Consider the following 15,988-nt stretch of genomic DNA (forward strand, 5'->3'; position numbering starts at 1 on the left):
AGGGTACTATTTCCCTAAATCGAAGGCAACCCCAATGTTAAAGGAGAATTGGTTGTTCAATCGCTCGTAGCCAATTGCATCAGCATTATATTTTGCGATCGGAAATTGTGCTTCTGTAAAAAGTCCGAAGCCTTTATCAAAGAAAACTCTTCCGCCAACATGAGCTCCAAAGTTTTTAAGGCCCAGGTTTAATCCAGGGTATAAATCTACATTAGCGGGCAAACCAATCACACTTCCTAAATTTGCATTAAATCTAGCTTTGAGATCAAAACGATCGCCAAAGCCTGGTTTTTCAATCCCATCGAAAGATTTTACACCAAGTAGATAGCCGGCCTGTGCGCCAATGGAGAAGCTTTGGCCTAAGCCATAATCAAGCGTAGTAACAATTCCGGTACCCCATTTTTGGAGACTTGCGCCAACCTGAAATCGTAAATCATCTTTTCCTTTGTAGGCATCACTTTGTGCATTTGCCTGTGTGTAAGCAATAACCAGTAAAAATAAGCTAGTAATAATTCTTTTCATTTTAAACAATTGATTTTATGGGTAATTAATAAATTCTGGTTTTCATTCTCTTCCTTTATTCCAAAAACTAACGTCAAGCGTAGGTTCGAAATCATTTATCCCGATAGGAGATAACCGTTTACAAAGAAAATTTAAATTTAAAGCAGCTTAAATAAAGCTGGTATTACAGGATGTAATTGCTATAAGGATATTTAGCAAGCCGATTTGGCGATGCAAATATATAAGAAAAGATTTTTTAAGGAAATTATAACGGAATAAATTCTGTCGGCTTATGGTTTCAATGGGTTTTCAGTGGATATTGAATAAAAAAGAGGATGTATCATAAATACGAAATGACAACCCGAAATTATCGTAAAAACTTGCTCAAAAGCTTTAAAGCAGTTTCGAAAAGCTCAACGCGACAACGTTCGGGGATATTGATTTATGATACATCCTATAAACTTCTAAATTTTAAATTATTGGCGATTCAATCGTTCAATTAAATAGTAATTGTCTAATGCATCTTCAGAATCCAGATCGTCACCGTCATTCTGAATAGATTTTACCTTGCCATCACTTTTTGGAGAATTAGTAAAATTGTATTCGAATTTAATGGAACCGATGGATTTTATTTTACCGGTAATTCCGGGTAAGGCAGATAAATAATATTCTACGTTTTTATTGCCAATAGATTTTATTTTACCATTAAACTCTGGTATGGCACTGAGGTAATATTCCACTGAAATATTTCCAATGGCTTTAACTTTTCCATTAAATTCAGAAAGTGCACTGAGATAATATTCAATCTGTACATCATCAATGGATTTAATTTTTCCATCAAATTCAGATAGTGCACTACTGTAATAATCTATTTTCCCACGGAATCTTTGTGCATTTGCCTGCATGGTAATGAATAGCAGAATAACGACTACGGAACTTCTTAAGCCCATAACTTGGTTAAACAAATTTTTCATAAGAGAATCTTTAGAAGTGAAAGTTTATGGTAAAAGTGGGTGTGAAGTTATCAAGTGCTAATCTTAAATTGTTCTTTTTATCGAAATTGTACAGCGACTCTTCAGCATAATAATTTTGGTGGAAAAAGCTTAAGATTGGGAATGAAAAATCGAGGCTCGAATCATCAGATAATAGATAGGTGAAGCCAGGAGCTAAGCTAGCACCCCAACCTTTTGCTCGTGCATCTGTTCGAATCAGATAACCTGCATCATCTACTCGATTGAATGTGTTAATTTGGAGTAGCAGATTCGCCTGAACGAAAAATTTAAATCGTTCTTTAACATCTATATACTTGCGAATGAAAGGCGAGAGTCCGAAACTAAATTCTTTCGGACCATAACGGTCTTCGTAGCGCCCATCTTCCTCATCCCATGTAATGTAACTTTCCCCGCGAAGCTTTGAAAGATTTAAAGGAATTTCAAGCCCGATAGCGAGATTATTTGCAATAAAATAGCCGCCCCTAGGCGTTGCCGTAAAGGTGTTGATACTGGCTATAGCATCATTTTGTTTCGAGGTTCCGAAGCTCAGGCTTATTCCGGCGAAGCCAGAACCCTTTTCAGTTTGCGCATGGCTACGCCAACTAATGGCGCATAGAAGCACCAAGATGATTAATTTAGGTTTCATTTGTGTTGTGTTTTTGTGTGTAATCAATAATAATCATTATCAAAACAAAAAACAATAGCCTAAAATAAACGTATTGCATTGTAAAATCAATTTTACAGCTGCAGGTTTTCTGACGTAAAAGGTGTTTAAATGCCAACTATAAACGGCCGTCATTCTCAGCTTGGCTGGGGAGCTTAAAGCTGCAGGACTTAAATGAAAATGAAATATCCATCAAAAAATAAATGAAAAAAAATCCCGCATAAATTAATCTGCGGGATTTCATTTATCGAGATGATATTTAATCTTGTTTTTGGTTCAGGAACACAAAATTGTGATCAAACATATCTAACTTAATTTTACTGTCTTTATCGATCTTGCCGGCTAATATTTCCTTCGATAATTCATTCAAGATTCTTTTTTGAATAACTCTTTTCAGTGGTCGGGCACCAAACTGTGGATCGTAACCAAGCTGTGCCAACCAATCAAGTGCTTCCTCACTTGCATCCATTTCAATTCCCATTTCCGCAAGTGTTTGCTGTACATGTCTAAATTGCAAAGCCACAATATCTCTAAGTTCATTGCGATTTAACGGCGTAAACATGATTAATTCATCAATTCGATTTAGAAACTCTGGTCTGATGGTTTGTTTCAATACCTCGAATAATTCATTTTTAGTTTTTGCAATTACCTCATCCCGGTTTTCATCACTTAGATTTTTGAAATTATCCTGAATTAAGTGCGCTCCAATATTCGATGTCATGATGATGATTGTATTTTTAAAATTCACCGTTCTGCCTTTATTATCAGTTAAACGGCCATCATCTAATACCTGCAACAAAATGTTAAACACATCCGGATGCGCTTTTTCAATCTCATCAAGCAATACAACCGAATAAGGTTTACGCCGAACGGCTTCTGTTAATTGCCCACCTTCATCGTAGCCTACATATCCTGGAGGCGCACCAATTAAGCGGGAAACAGCATGGCGCTCCTGGTATTCACTCATGTCGATCCGGGTTAAGGCATTTTCATCGTTAAATAAAAATTCTGCCAAGGCCTTTGCCAACTCTGTTTTACCTACCCCGGTTGTACCCAGGAAAATAAACGAACCAATTGGTTTGCGCTTGTCTTGTAAACCTGCACGCGAGCGGCGAATAGCATCAGAAATGGCTTCTATAGCCTCATCCTGTCCAGCTACACGCTGGTGTAATTCGTGTTCAAGGTTCAGCAATTTCTCCCTTTCGCTGGCAATTAATTTGGTAACCGGAATGCCTGTCCATCTACCTACCACGCCTGCAATATCATCGGCGGTTACTTCCTCTTTTAGCATTCGGCTATCTGTTTGCTGGTTTTCTAAATCAGCTTTCAGCTTTTCTACCTGATCCTGCGCTTCTTTAATTTTTCCGTAACGGATTTCGGCAACTTTGCCATAGTCTCCGGCACGTTCGGCCTGTTCAGCCTCTAATTTATAATGCTCAATCTGTTCCAGTTGATTATTTACCGCATCAACAAGGTCTTTTTCTCCCTGCCATTTTGCTTTCAGCTCATCGCGTTCAGCAGATAAATTGGCAATTTCTTCTGATAGATCCTGAACTTTACGGTCATCTTTTTCGCGTTTGATCGCCTCACGTTCAATTTCAAGTCGCATAATTTCGCGATCCAAAGCATCTACATTTTCTGGAACACTGTCCATTTCCATGCGCAATTTTGAAGCCGCTTCATCCATTAAATCGATGGCTTTATCTGGCAAGAAACGATCAGAAATATAACGCTGACTCATTTCTATGGCAGCGATAATTGCTTCATCTTTAATCCGCACTTTGTGGTGGGTTTCATAGCGTTCTTTCAAACCACGAAGAATAGAAATTGCATCCTGTGTATCAGGTTCCTCTACCATCACCTTTTGAAAACGGCGTTCCAAGGCTTTATCTTTCTCTAAATATTTTTGATATTCATCCAAAGTGGTGGCACCAATTGCCCTTAATTCGCCACGAGCTAACGCAGGTTTTAAGATGTTAGCAGCGTCCATAGCACCTTCGCCTCCGCCTGCACCAACGAGGGTGTGAATTTCGTCGATAAACAAAATGATATCGCCATCGCTTTGCGTTACCTCTTTCACTACCGCTTTCAATCGCTCTTCAAATTCACCTTTGTATTTTGCTCCAGCAATTAATGCGCCCATATCAAGGGAATAAACGGTTTTGCTTTTCAAATTTTCAGGCACATCGCCTTTTATAATTCTGAAAGCAATTCCTTCGGCAATAGCCGTTTTACCCACACCTGGCTCGCCAATTAAAATCGGATTATTCTTTGTTCTTCGAGATAATATTTGAATTACCCGACGGATTTCTTCATCACGGCCAATTACCGGATCGAGCTTTCCGCTTTCGGCATACTCATTTAAATTACGGGCATATTTGCCCAAAGCCTGATAAGTAGCTTCAGCATTTTGGTCGGTTACACGGTTATCGCCACGGAGTTCAGTAATGGCTTTTTTAAGGTCTTTTTCGTTAGCACCTTGCTCTTTTAATAATTTGGATGTACTGTCATTCACAGCCAAAATTCCTAACAGGAGGTGCTCTACCGATACAAATTCATCTTTAAATTCTTTTAAAAATGTTTGTGCCTTTTGCAAAACACTATTTGTATTTGATGACAGATAGACATTGCTTCCGCTAACTTTCGGGAATCTTGCAATCTCTGCATCTAGATTTTGGTTGAGTAAATTAAGGTTCACGTTTAGTTTCTTCAAAACATAAGAAACCACGTTTTCATCAACAGTAAGCAAACCTTTAAGCAGGTGTGCCGTTTCAATAGCCTGTTGCTGGTTGCCTTGGGCTATTTCAGAAGCCTGTTGAATTGCTTCCTGGGCTTTTATTGTAAAGTTGTTGAAGTTCATATAACCGTTTTAATCAAAACAAATGCCACAGCAAATTTGATTTTACAATCGGAAATTTTGTCGGTTCGGTATAAATTATAGTGACTAATTTGCTGATTATTAAAGATTTGTGCTGAAATTTTGTCTTGTTAAATAGTTGAAATGATTTGGAAACATAAGTAACTGGTTCTTGGCAATTGTAGCCCTTCTTTCCATTACAAGTCCCGAAGAAAAATCGGGTGCTTTCCATTTCAATAAGGTTTAGGTGGCTAGAATACTGCATCTATCAAGAAAACCTAAACGCACAAAAAAAAGCATCTGCGTTTTTGGTGAACAGATGCTTTTCGATATGTTTTGGCCTATTAATGTTTTTAGGCTCATTTAACTAGTTTGGCAATTAGCGATATTTTACCCCAAAATTTCTTTTAATTTCTGTGTCTGATGATCGACTAATTTTTGGAGTGGACCAGAAGCCAACATTTTCATCATCATATTCAAATCTGCAGAGATGATGTGTTTTGCAGTGGTAGTGCCATTTCCATTATCGGCAACTGTCCATTTTAATTCCACCTCAAAAGGTGCTTTTTCAGTGGGAATTGCTGTTAATTCTTGGTTTTCAACACGATTAGATATGGCGATCGCTAATTTTGCCATGTTTTGAATGGTGAAACGAGCTTCGTCTTCTGTAGATTCCCAGTTATAGATATTTTCGGGCATCAATTGTTGATGGTTATTCATGTTTGAGAGAAAAGCATAAACTTCCGCAACGGGCTTACTTACCTCTACAGCGCTTTCAATAATCGTCATTATATATTTTTATAGGTTAATTTTAAAATACTGCGAACTCTGGATTTAAGACTCAGGACTGATAACTTGTCCCCATTCTGATGGGTTTAAGCGCCATTTTCCTAATAACTCCATGTCGCTTTTGGCGATGATGCTGTGCTCGGCAGCATAATCAATTAAGGCAGCATAGTTAGATAAAGTTAGGTAGCGACACTTAGCGGCTGCAAAATTTTCATCTGCTTTTTCAAATCCGTATGTGAAAATTGCAGCTAAACCAGCAACTGATAAACCTGCGCTTCTCAATGCATCCACGGCTTGTAAACTGCTTTTTCCTGTAGAAATAAGATCTTCAATCACCACTACTCGTTGCCCTTCTACCACTTCACCTTCAATTAAGCTTCCCGTACCGTGTTCTTTTGCTTTAGCTCTTACATAAATAAAAGGTAATCCCAACTCTTGAGCTACTAAAACGCCTTGTGGAATTCCAGCGGTTGCTACTCCAGCAATAACATCTACCGAACCAAATTCTTCTTGGATGGCCTGTGCTAGTTTCTGGCGTATGTACGTTCTCACCTGTGGATGAGATAACGTAATTCGGTTATCGCAATAAATTGGCGACTTCCAACCAGATGCCCAGGTAAAAGGATTATTAGGTTGTAATTTAATTGCCTTTATTTGTAATAAAAATTCCGCTACCTTTAGTTCAATATCACTTTTATTATACATGGCCCAAAAATACAGAATTTATATTAACGATAACACCCTCTTTATATCAGATGTTTTACCGGAACAAAAAGAAAAAATTCAACAGCTTGAATTTCAGGATTTTGATTTGCAGACATTTTACAAAAAATTAAAAAATGGGTCTAAAAAAAGCTACATCTTCTTAACCAAAAACCCTCAGGAAACATTCAGGAAGCTGAAAAAGAACTGTGAGATTATTAAAGCAGCCGGCGGGTTGGTAGAAAGCGTTAATGGAAATTATCTCTTTATTTTTAGGAATAAAAAGTGGGATTTGCCAAAAGGAAAGCTGGAGGAGGGTGAAAATATGAAGGAAACAGCGGTAAGGGAAGTGGAGGAAGAATGCGGGATTAAAGTGGCTAAACGAGAAGAAAAGCTTTGTAAAACTTACCATGTTTATCCTTATGGTTCAAAAATGGTGATCAAGAAAACCAACTGGTATCGGATGACTGTAAAAGGTGAGCCAAAGTTGGTTCCTCAAAAGGAAGAGGGGATAGACGAGGCCGTTTGGCTTGATAAAAACCATCTTGGCCCGGTAGTGAAAAATACTTTTCCTTCCATTATGGACGTGTTAAGGGCTGGAGGGATTTTGTAATTAGCGATTAAATCGCTTTGCTATTTATGCGCTCGTTAGAAACGAGCGCAGGCTCACATTTTGCGTCACTCTGAATTCATTTCAGGGTCTCAGTAGCAAGAAAGATGCTGAAATAAATTCAGCATGAAATTCATAGTTAGCGATTAAATCGCTGTGTTATTTATGCGCTTGTTAGAAACGAGCGCAGGAGTAAATTCAGCATGACGATCGGTTAAAGAAAACGACCAATAGTCATTTAAACTAATATTTACTCAAAATCCAGCTCATCAACTATCGCTTTAACGCGTTTTAAATACCTTCCATAATAATACCATGCCCATAGTTCGGTAATTACGCCAATAATTAAGATGGTAATAAAGCAATTCAACACAATATACGTTGAAGAAATTTTTGCAAAAACATTGTCTATTGCCCATGTTTTTGCAATTAATAGATAAACTGCCAGAAAGCCTACCCAAATAAAAACAATAATGTAGGTCAATGCCTTATAAAGTTCAACGTTTAATTTCATTTCGTAAAAAAACCACATGATGTTTTTACGGCTATCTAAACTCAGATCGTAAGAATTTTTATAGAAGGTGTAGAATTTCCAAAAGTAGTAAGTTGTAAATCCGCAAGTGATGCCAAAAAACACCATGTAAATAAATTTCATATTATCGGCGAAGCCGAAGAGAAAAGGGACGGTCCCCATGAATATTAAAGCCATCATCTGATAAAAAAACTCAATTTTCATTTTCCTTCTAATGATGTCGATCAGTGTGTGTGCTTCGTTCATTTTAAGCATATCTTCAGAGATGTTGTTTTCTTCAGCTCCATCTGCATTCCAGTCGTTTTTCAAATCGTCAAAATTCATAGCCATTCTTCTTTATGATGAATTGTAATTTTTCTTTGGTTCTATTGAGCTTTACCCTCGCATTAACTTCTGTTATTCCAAGATTTTCGGCAATTTCTCTGTGTGATTGGTTTTCAAGGAAAAGAAAAATCAAAGCCTTTTCTACAGCATTTAATTCTTGAACTGCCTTATATAAGTAGGCCAGTTTTTCTTCTTTTATTTCACTTTCATTCACATCAACAATGTCGATGTTTTCATCAAGAGGTGTTTTATCTACTTTTCGATTGTCCTTTTTAAAGTAAACCAAAGCCGTGTTTAATGCAACACGATACATCCAGGTGGAAAATTTGCTGTTCCCTTTAAAAGATGGGTAAGCTTTCCACAGCTGCATTACTATTTCTTGAAAAAGATCGCGTTGCAGCTCTACATCGTTCATATACATTTTCGAAACTTTATGTATAATCGCTTTATGCTGATTAATCAGGGTCAGAAATGTCGTTTCAGTTTCCTTCATCAATGGCATTCGGTTTTTACTAAATGAACGGAATTAGTGAGGAATTCAAGAAACTTTTCATCATCTGAAAATATACCAATCGAGTTTTCATTTATATTTATTTACTCCATTGGTAACGGTTTTTCGAAAACGTTACATTTTTTTTATCGGAAAATTAATTTGTCAGAACGACTATAAAAACCCTAAAGCCTCTTTGGGTACGAATGGACTTACATCGCCATGATTCCTTAAAATATCGCGGACGATGGTTGAGCTAATGGCTGAGTATTCTGGTTTACTCAAAAGTAGAATGGTTTCTACTTCGGGCATCATGGTTTGATTAATTTGAGCAATCGCTCTTTCGTATTCAAAATCTGAAGCCGAGCGAATACCACGAACCATATAAGTTGCATTTATTTTGCGGCAAAAATCTACAGTTAAACCTTCGTAAGTTTGAATTTCGATGTTTTGATAACCCGCAAAAACTGTTTCTAAAATTTGAAGTCGCTGCTCAGCAGTAAGAAAATTTTGCTTGGAACTATTTAAACCAATGCCGATTACAATCTTATCAAAAAGGGGAGTAGCACGTTGCAAAATGTTAACGTGAGCGATGGTAATGGGGTCAAAGGAACCTGGAAATAGCGCTATCTTCATATTTCAAATATAGATTTTTAAGCGGAAAGGAAAAAGGGTAGAGCACAAACCTTTTCATAATCACGTCATTGCGAGGCACGAAGCAATCTTAATCCGGATATATACATTCCTAAAAAAAGATTGCTTCGTGCCTCGCAATGACGACTATTTAAGTAATCAGTTAAAACCTTCATACTTTTTACGAAATACTTAGTGTTTTTTGCGGTTAACTAAACTCAAAAAAACTGAAAGAAGAATTTCCATATTTTCTGGTTTCGGTGTAGCCAGGCTGGCTATTTAGTTTCATATTACTTTGATGTTCCACAACCAAAAGTCCATCAGGCTTAAGTAGCTTTTGCGATGCAACTAACACAGGTATTTGGGGAATGTTCGGCATGTTGTACGGTGGATCAGCAAAAATGATATCGTACGAACCCGTCATTTGATTCAACAATTTGAAAACATCTGCTTTGCGTACTTCAATTTGATTGAATTCGTACTTCTTCGCAGTAGTTTTTACCCAGTTTACGCAACCGTAATCCATGTCGATTGCTAAAATTTTTTCTGCATTGCGGGAAGCAAATTCAAATGTCAGGTTTCCCGTACCGCTGAATAAATCCAAAACGGTACAGCTTTCAAAATCAAACTGATTATTTAAAATATTGAAAAGCGCCTCTTTGGCCATATCTGTTGTTGGGCGAACGGGTAAATTTGCAGGAGGCTGCAAACGAATTCCCTTTAGTTTGCCTCCAATTATTCGCATAAATCTAAAGCAAGTAATCCGCTAAAATAGTGTTTAGGCATATCAGCCAACAATTCACTGTTTTGTTTTCCTGCGGGAAGAAAAAAGTAAAGGTTGTTGAAATATTTTAGAAGCGTGTTGTAAAAATCGTCGTCTTCGTTGATGATGCCCTGCAAGTAAACCGGAATAGCATCCGTTAAACCCAATTGCTCTATAATCAATAATAAAAAGTAGTTAAACTCTTCTGGATTCTCCGCTTCGTAATGGTTTTGAAAATTGACCTTCTTGTTTTTTACAAGAAGCACGTTGAACGAAGATGCCGTAAAATCAATCAATAAAGCATCAGCTGATAAATGACTAAACAAAGCTAATAAGGGTGAAGACTGAGGATAAAACTTCGTGTTTTCAGGAAGTTTTTTCTCCATTTTTTCATCCAATGAGAAAAGTGTATTGAAGCCTAATTCATCATGGTGTTTGGTGTAAATTTTTCCGTCGCCACCTAAAAATTTGGAGTAAACGGATAGATCAGCAGCATCAAACCATTCGTCAGGAATAAAAATGAAATTTGAGGTATGAATAGCAGCCTTTATTTCACCATAGTTTCGAGTTAGATAGACATCAGTTTCGAAGGCAGATTTCAAATCTTCTTCCAAATCTTCGCAGCCTTGTTTATCAAAAATAATACTAACCTCATCAGAATCTTTGTTAATCACCGCATAAGAAAAGCTGTCATTCGTTATTTTTAACAATAAATGGCAGTTTACCGAGGCATCAGTTTTAATATTCGGATCGACTAATAAGAGACTGTTTTTACTCATTGAAACAAAAATAGAGTTTTTTAAGGATTAACCGCAAAGCTCGCTAAGTTTTTCGCAAAGGGCGCAAAGTTGCTGGGTTTTTAGGCGGTCGTTATTTCTAAATTTATTTCGGTATGACATGATGCTTAGTTTTGCCACGAAAACACAGATTTACGCGAAAATTTACTTTATGTTTTCCTTTCCATGACTTCAGTGTTTCTGCGGCAAATGCTTTACTCAAAATTTTTACCTTATACTCCGCACCCAACTTCGTGCTCTTTGCGGATTATGTGGTTAACAAAATCTTTGTGCTCTTTGCGGTTAAGATCATCGTAAATCTTTTTACCAAAATCAAACCTTTCGCTTATTTAGAATCTGAAATATTCAACCTAAATTCGGAACATGAGTTACAAGCCTACTTATAAAGCCGCCAATACTGTTTCGGCTAAAATTGAGCAACATTTTGTTAAACTGCATGCAAATGCAGCTGCCCAAGGTGAACTTGATCTGGCCACCCAGCCTAATCGAAAAATCATTGAGGCACTGATTGATGTCGCTTTTTGGAGTAGCTTAAGAAAAGAAGAAGGACATTCGCCACGTATTTCTATTGCTTTTTTACCCCCATCGCAAACCTCCAAACCTTTAAAATTTGCTAAGCCACTACCACTTAACGCAAATACCATAACTAAAGTTGCGCCTGGTGTAGAACGTTCGGGTATCCACCTTGGGGTGTGGGAGGAAGATGGAGAACTTTATATTTGGGGAACAACTTTAAATATACCCAATTTCTGTTTCGTTGTTGATGTTTCGGAGCCCGGACTTATTGTGATTAAGCACCGCAGAATTTACGGAATAGGCAAGTACACCAATGTTGCTGTTTTGAAAGGCGAGCAGATTAGAATTGTAGATGATACTTCCTGTTCTAACCGGGATTGTCCACCGATTTTGAAAGCTTTGCTTGACTTGACCGTATTGGCTAGTTGGAACGATCCGATTAATATCCTGATTCAATTCTCGGTTTCGATGCGGAGCCACGGAAGGGGCGGCGCACTATTAATTGTGCCTAAAAATGATACCAAGTGGCAGGAGTCGATTATTCATCCTATACAATATCTGGTAGAACCACCATTTTGTGGTCTATCAAATCTGGCTAAACAAGGTGGAAATCAAACGGAAATTTTTTCTCAAGGCGCTTTGCGTCGGGAAGTGGAACATTTAGCTGGGTTAACCGCGGTTGATGGTGCTACTATCATTAACGAGGATTTCGATTTGATTGCTTTCGGCGCAAAGATTGGCCGGGCGAAGGGTAAACCCACCGTAGAACAAATTGCTTTTTCGGAACCGATTGTTGGGGGTGAAGATGCAATTTTGTATCCAGGGCAATTGGGGGGGACCCGGCATTTTTCGGTCGCACAGTTCGTTAATGATCAACCGCAGGCAATTGGTTTAGTGGCCTCGCAGGATGGACATTTTACTATTTTTAGCTGGAGTAAGCAACAGAATATGGTGATGGCACATCGCATTGAAACGTTATTGTTGTAAGTGAAAAGTCGTCGTTGAGAGGAACGAAGCAATCTTAATTCGATCTAGTTCAAGCCGACAATTTTTCTATTTAAGTTAATGTTTTGGCTTTTTCCATTTCGCCGGGACTAACATTAAAAATACCTCTATATTTGCCACCTAAACCGTATTGCAGCGGCATCTTATTAAATTTCAGCAAATCGTTTACATTGTCATTCTGAGGCACGAAGAATCTGCAAACGATGAAACACCTGCCTGCGGTAGGCAGGGATGCTTCGTGCCTCAGCATGACATCAGTTTTTAAAGATACAGCGCCCGCCTGCCAGACGGGCAGGGAAAGACGGACTGCAGCAACTGATTAGCAAAACTATTGCTTTCCAAATTATTAAAACAAACGCTGCTTAAAACAATTTTAAAGTAGAACCATTCAACAATCCATGTACCTCGATAAAAGTGAACTCATTGCCCAAGCTTATGCACACACGCCGACAAAAGAACAGTTGCTTTTTTGCGAGCGGATGTCGAAATTTCTACAGGAGGACGATGAATACAGGTGTTTTGTGTTGAAAGGGTATGCCGGAACCGGTAAAACGACCTCCGTGGCAGCGTTGGTAAAAGTGTTGGCGAAGTTTAATTTGAGGAGCGAATTATTGGCTCCAACCGGGCGGGCAGCCAAAGTAATGAGCCAGTATTCTTATCGCAAAGCCTTAACCATCCATAAAAGAATTTACAGAAAACGTTCAGCAGCATCACCCGAAATGCAGTTTCAATTGGCGCCAAATCTCTCAGAGAATACTCTTTTTATTATTGATGAGGCCTCAATGATCGCTGATGAATTCAATGAAACTGGTTCTTCAATTTTGAGGGATTTACTTGAGTTTGTGTACAATACCAAAAACTGTTTCCTGCTTTTTGTGGGTGATACGGCACAATTGCCCCCTGTTGGAAGTTTGGAAAGTCCTGCTTTAAACGAGCAATATTTGAAAGATAAATTTGCATTGACGGTCACTTCTGTGGAATTAAAGGAGGTGGTTCGGCAGGAAAAAAAATCAGGCATTTTAGCCAATGCAACCATGTTGAGGAATCAGATTTCTAAAAATCCTGAAAATCCTTTGCCAAAATTTTTAACAAAGAATTATAAAGATATTTACAACATGGCAGGCGCCCGGTTGGTTGAAGGCCTGGAATATGCTTACCGAAAATTTGGGATAGAAAATACACTGGTGGTTTGCCGCTCTAATAAATCTGCTAATGTTTATAATCAGCAAATCAGGGCCAGGTTGTTGTATCGCGAAGAGGAATTGACCGGTGGTGACCAGATTATGGTGGTTAAAAACAATTATTTCTGGCTCCCTGAAAACGAGGAGACAGCTTTTATTGCCAACGGCGACATGGCCAAAGTAATTAGAGTAAGGGGAGAAGAAGAGCGTTACGGTTTTCGCTTTGCCGATGCCACGTTAGAATTTATGGATTTCCCTGCTGCCGGGCAGATTAGTTGCAAAGTGATGCTGGACACTTTGAATCTTGAGTCGGCAAATCTACCTTACGAACAGAATAAAAAGCTTTTTGATGGTTTGAATGAAGATTATGAACATATAGCAAATAAAAGGGAGCGGATGCTGGCTATCAAGGCCGATCCGTTTTATAACGCTTTGCAGATTAAGTTTGCCTATGCGGTTACTTGTCATAAAGCTCAGGGCGGCCAATGGGATGCTGTTTTTGCCGACCAGGGCTATTTGACAGAAGAAATGATTGATTTGGATTTCCTGCGTTGGTTATATACGGCAGTTACCAGGGCCAAAAAGGAGTTGTATCTGGTTAATTTTGCTCCACAGCTTTTCGCGAAAACTGCACAGGAAGATTATTTTTAGATGATGATTGCACAGATTTACTTGCCCTAATAAAATATCAACCACGGATGGACAAGATAAGCACAGATAGAATTGCCTTTATAGCAGATTAGAATATTAGCATAAGATACATTTAAGAACATGTTAGATTAATTGTTCTTAGGGTTAGAAATGATATCTTTTGCAGTTATTACGCTTTAATTCTTACCTTGACTCGCTAACCAAATCTACACTATGAAATTCGCATTTAGCCTTAAAAACAAACTGAAGATAGCTTTCTTATTGTTTTGCATTATGTGCTGCACTTTGCTCATTCGTTTTTTGGAAGACAAAAGTGTAAATAAAATTAATGAATCTTTCATCTCAATGTATAACGATAGATTGGTGCCAGCGACCGATTTATACTTTGTTGCGGAAAATCTTTATCATAAAAACACCATTCTCCAGGATGCTTTGGTAAACAATGAAAGTCAATCCTTAAATAGCCAGTTACAGATTAAAAAACACAATCAAAAAATCGATTCCGTTATTAATAAATACGAATTAACCTTACTGGTAAAACAAGAAAAAGCTTTTCTTAAAGATTTAAAAATTGCGCTAAATATTCAAGAGCAATTGGAAAGTAAGATACTTGCGCTTACAGGTAGTGAACGAAAACAAATCTACGAGTCAATTGGGAGAAGTGCTACTGCTCAAACGCTAACAAAACTTTCGGCCCTAATTAAAATTCAGTCGAAAGTGGGGGATGAGCTGATTAGGGATTCTAAAATCTTTGTTTCAGGAACGAAAATCTATTCAACCTTTCAAGGTATTCTGGCCGTTTTTATCGGAATTATGATTGTGTCGATTATCTCGGCATCAAACATGGTAAAAATCCAGAATGATAAGTTTAATTTGAATTAAACTTCGCCGCAGATTCGCGGATTATCTCAATTGATGAAGAAAATATAATCTGCAAATCTGTGGCGAAAAGTCTACTTATTCTGCATCATCATCAGTGAGTAACCGAATCGAATCATCAGAAAGTACAATTAAACGCTCTTTATAAAGTGAACCAATCGTTTTCTTAAAAGCGCTTTTGCTGATCTGGAAACGATGGTAAATTTCTTCAGGAGAACTCTTATCGCCCAGTTCAATGATGCCGCCACTTTTCTTTAATTCGGCTAAAATCATTTCTTTCGAATCCAGAATATGACCATATCCGCTCGGTTGTAAAGTCAAATCTATTTTGCCCTCGACACGGATCTTTTTGATCCAGCCTTTACGCTGCTCTCCAACCTGAATATTATCAAAAACTTCATTATGGTACAGCAAGCCAATGTAAGTGTTATTAATAATCGCGTTGAAACCCAAATCTGTTTCTTCAGTAATTAACAAACTCACTTCATCGCCCTCTTCGAAATCGAAATCTTCCTCCTCAACAAAATCGTATAATTTTGACGAAGCCAAAAGGCGTTCGTTATTTTCATCCAGATACAAATAAACCACATATTTATAGCCTTTTTGCATCGGCCGTTTTTGTTCTTTGGTCGGCACATAAACATCCTTATCAATGCCTAAATCGATATAAGTGCCATCTTCTCCATCCGAAACAACTTTTAGAAAAGCAAAATCGCCTACTTCGGCATAAGCTTTTTGGGTAGTTCCTGTAAGGCGACCATCCTTTTGGATATAAACAAAAACGTTTACATTGTCGCCAATTTCCAAGCCTTTTGGTACATATTGGTAAGGCAGAATGACCAATTTATCGCCGTCTGATAGGTTTAAACCAGCCTCTGTTTTGCTTAAAACCCTTAATTCGTTATATTTTCCTATTTCAATCATAATATGGAAACCATTTTCTTCAATGGTTGTGCTGTAAAGGTAGCAATGTTTGAGTGGATTATGTTTTAAAAATTATTTGAAAAGGTGCTGAAGTATTTCATAGGGTTTGCAGCCGGGCTGTTCGCTAAATCTTTTTGTAAAAAGAGTTTTGACAACTTTCTTTCTACAGCGCTATTAA

The 15,988-nt window shown here is 37.9% G+C and carries 17 protein-coding genes; 4 read left to right on the top strand and 13 right to left on the bottom strand.

Annotation, left to right across the window (positions count from 1 at the left end):
• Nucleotides 1-6: 6 nt before the first annotated feature.
• The 6 genes from ACZZZC_RS08895 to pyrE all read right to left on the bottom strand — a co-directional run bounded on the left by ACZZZC_RS08895 (nt 7) and on the right by pyrE (nt 6,508).
• Complete coding sequence (locus tag ACZZZC_RS08895) at nt 7-522, bottom strand: DUF6646 family protein (RefSeq protein WP_463485751.1); 516 nt, start codon at nt 520-522, stop codon at nt 7-9.
• A gap of 455 nt (nt 523-977) precedes the next feature.
• Entirely contained in the window at nt 978-1,475 is a 498-nt protein-coding gene (locus ACZZZC_RS08900; protein ID WP_463485752.1) for a hypothetical protein, read from the bottom strand.
• 10 nt (nt 1,476-1,485) lie between these two features.
• The gene (locus ACZZZC_RS08905; RefSeq protein ID WP_463485753.1) at nt 1,486-2,139 is read right to left on the bottom strand and encodes a hypothetical protein; all 654 of its coding nucleotides are present in this window, start codon (nt 2,137-2,139) and stop codon (nt 1,486-1,488) included.
• Nucleotides 2,140-2,416: 277 nt separating this feature from the next.
• Nucleotides 2,417-5,017: an ATP-dependent chaperone ClpB gene (gene clpB / locus ACZZZC_RS08910; protein ID WP_463486952.1), complete on the bottom strand. Its 2,601-nt coding sequence runs from the start codon at nt 5,015-5,017 to the stop codon at nt 2,417-2,419.
• A 387-nt stretch (nt 5,018-5,404) separates the two neighbouring features.
• A complete protein-coding gene (locus ACZZZC_RS08915; RefSeq protein ID WP_265801264.1) occupies nt 5,405-5,803 on the bottom strand; it encodes an SRPBCC family protein in 399 nt (132 codons plus the stop codon).
• Between the two features lie 45 nt (nt 5,804-5,848).
• On the bottom strand, nt 5,849-6,508 hold the full coding sequence (gene pyrE / locus ACZZZC_RS08920) for an orotate phosphoribosyltransferase (protein WP_463485755.1): 660 nt from the start codon (nt 6,506-6,508) through the stop codon (nt 5,849-5,851).
• Between pyrE and ACZZZC_RS08925 the strand changes: the two genes are divergently transcribed.
• On the top strand, nt 6,507-7,118 hold the full coding sequence (locus tag ACZZZC_RS08925; RefSeq protein ID WP_056851230.1) for an NUDIX hydrolase: 612 nt from the start codon (nt 6,507-6,509) through the stop codon (nt 7,116-7,118). The genes pyrE and ACZZZC_RS08925 overlap by 2 nt on opposite strands.
• 247 nt (nt 7,119-7,365) lie before the next feature.
• Here ACZZZC_RS08925 and ACZZZC_RS08930 read toward each other — a convergent pair whose 3' ends face one another.
• The 5 genes from ACZZZC_RS08930 to ACZZZC_RS08950 form a co-directional block, all read right to left on the bottom strand.
• Entirely contained in the window at nt 7,366-7,971 is a 606-nt protein-coding gene (locus tag ACZZZC_RS08930; RefSeq protein ID WP_463485756.1) for a hypothetical protein, read from the bottom strand.
• Nucleotides 7,961-8,464 carry an RNA polymerase sigma factor gene (locus ACZZZC_RS08935; RefSeq protein ID WP_463485757.1) on the bottom strand — a complete coding sequence of 168 codons (504 nt, stop codon included), beginning with the start codon at nt 8,462-8,464 and terminating at the stop codon, nt 7,961-7,963. Before ACZZZC_RS08935 ends, ACZZZC_RS08930 begins: the two co-directional genes overlap by 11 nt.
• A 171-nt stretch (nt 8,465-8,635) precedes the next feature.
• Nucleotides 8,636-9,097 carry a pantetheine-phosphate adenylyltransferase gene (coaD, locus tag ACZZZC_RS08940; protein ID WP_056850396.1) on the bottom strand — a complete coding sequence of 154 codons (462 nt, stop codon included), beginning with the start codon at nt 9,095-9,097 and terminating at the stop codon, nt 8,636-8,638.
• Nucleotides 9,098-9,302: 205 nt separating this feature from the next.
• Nucleotides 9,303-9,839, bottom strand: a complete 537-nt coding sequence (gene rsmD, locus ACZZZC_RS08945; protein ID WP_463485758.1) for a 16S rRNA (guanine(966)-N(2))-methyltransferase RsmD — start codon at nt 9,837-9,839, stop codon at nt 9,303-9,305.
• Nucleotides 9,830-10,636, bottom strand: coding sequence for a DUF3822 family protein (locus ACZZZC_RS08950; protein WP_463485759.1), 807 nt, complete (start codon nt 10,634-10,636; stop codon nt 9,830-9,832). Before ACZZZC_RS08950 ends, rsmD begins: the two co-directional genes overlap by 10 nt.
• Before the next feature lie 381 nt (nt 10,637-11,017).
• Between ACZZZC_RS08950 and ACZZZC_RS08955 the strand changes: the two genes are divergently transcribed.
• Complete coding sequence (locus tag ACZZZC_RS08955; protein ID WP_463485760.1) at nt 11,018-12,157, top strand: putative sensor domain DACNV-containing protein; 1,140 nt, start codon at nt 11,018-11,020, stop codon at nt 12,155-12,157.
• 70 nt (nt 12,158-12,227) lie between these two features.
• Here ACZZZC_RS08955 and ACZZZC_RS08960 read toward each other — a convergent pair whose 3' ends face one another.
• Nucleotides 12,228-12,425: a hypothetical protein gene (locus ACZZZC_RS08960; protein ID WP_463485761.1), complete on the bottom strand. Its 198-nt coding sequence runs from the start codon at nt 12,423-12,425 to the stop codon at nt 12,228-12,230.
• A gap of 148 nt (nt 12,426-12,573) precedes the next feature.
• On the opposite strand from ACZZZC_RS08960, the gene ACZZZC_RS08965 reads away from it, so the two are divergent.
• Together ACZZZC_RS08965 and ACZZZC_RS08970 are read left to right on the top strand one after the other, a co-directional pair.
• Nucleotides 12,574-14,007, top strand: coding sequence for an ATP-dependent DNA helicase (locus ACZZZC_RS08965; protein ID WP_463485762.1), 1,434 nt, complete (start codon nt 12,574-12,576; stop codon nt 14,005-14,007).
• A gap of 213 nt (nt 14,008-14,220) precedes the next feature.
• A complete protein-coding gene (locus tag ACZZZC_RS08970) occupies nt 14,221-14,889 on the top strand; it encodes an MCP four helix bundle domain-containing protein (protein ID WP_463485763.1) in 669 nt (222 codons plus the stop codon).
• Between the two features lie 75 nt (nt 14,890-14,964).
• Here the strand turns inward: ACZZZC_RS08970 and ACZZZC_RS08975 are convergent, their stop codons facing one another.
• Nucleotides 14,965-15,810, bottom strand: a complete 846-nt coding sequence (locus tag ACZZZC_RS08975; RefSeq protein ID WP_463485764.1) for a CvfB family protein — start codon at nt 15,808-15,810, stop codon at nt 14,965-14,967.
• Nucleotides 15,811-15,988 lie beyond the last annotated feature (178 nt).

This window comes from Pedobacter sp. AC212 (assembly GCF_979258625.1).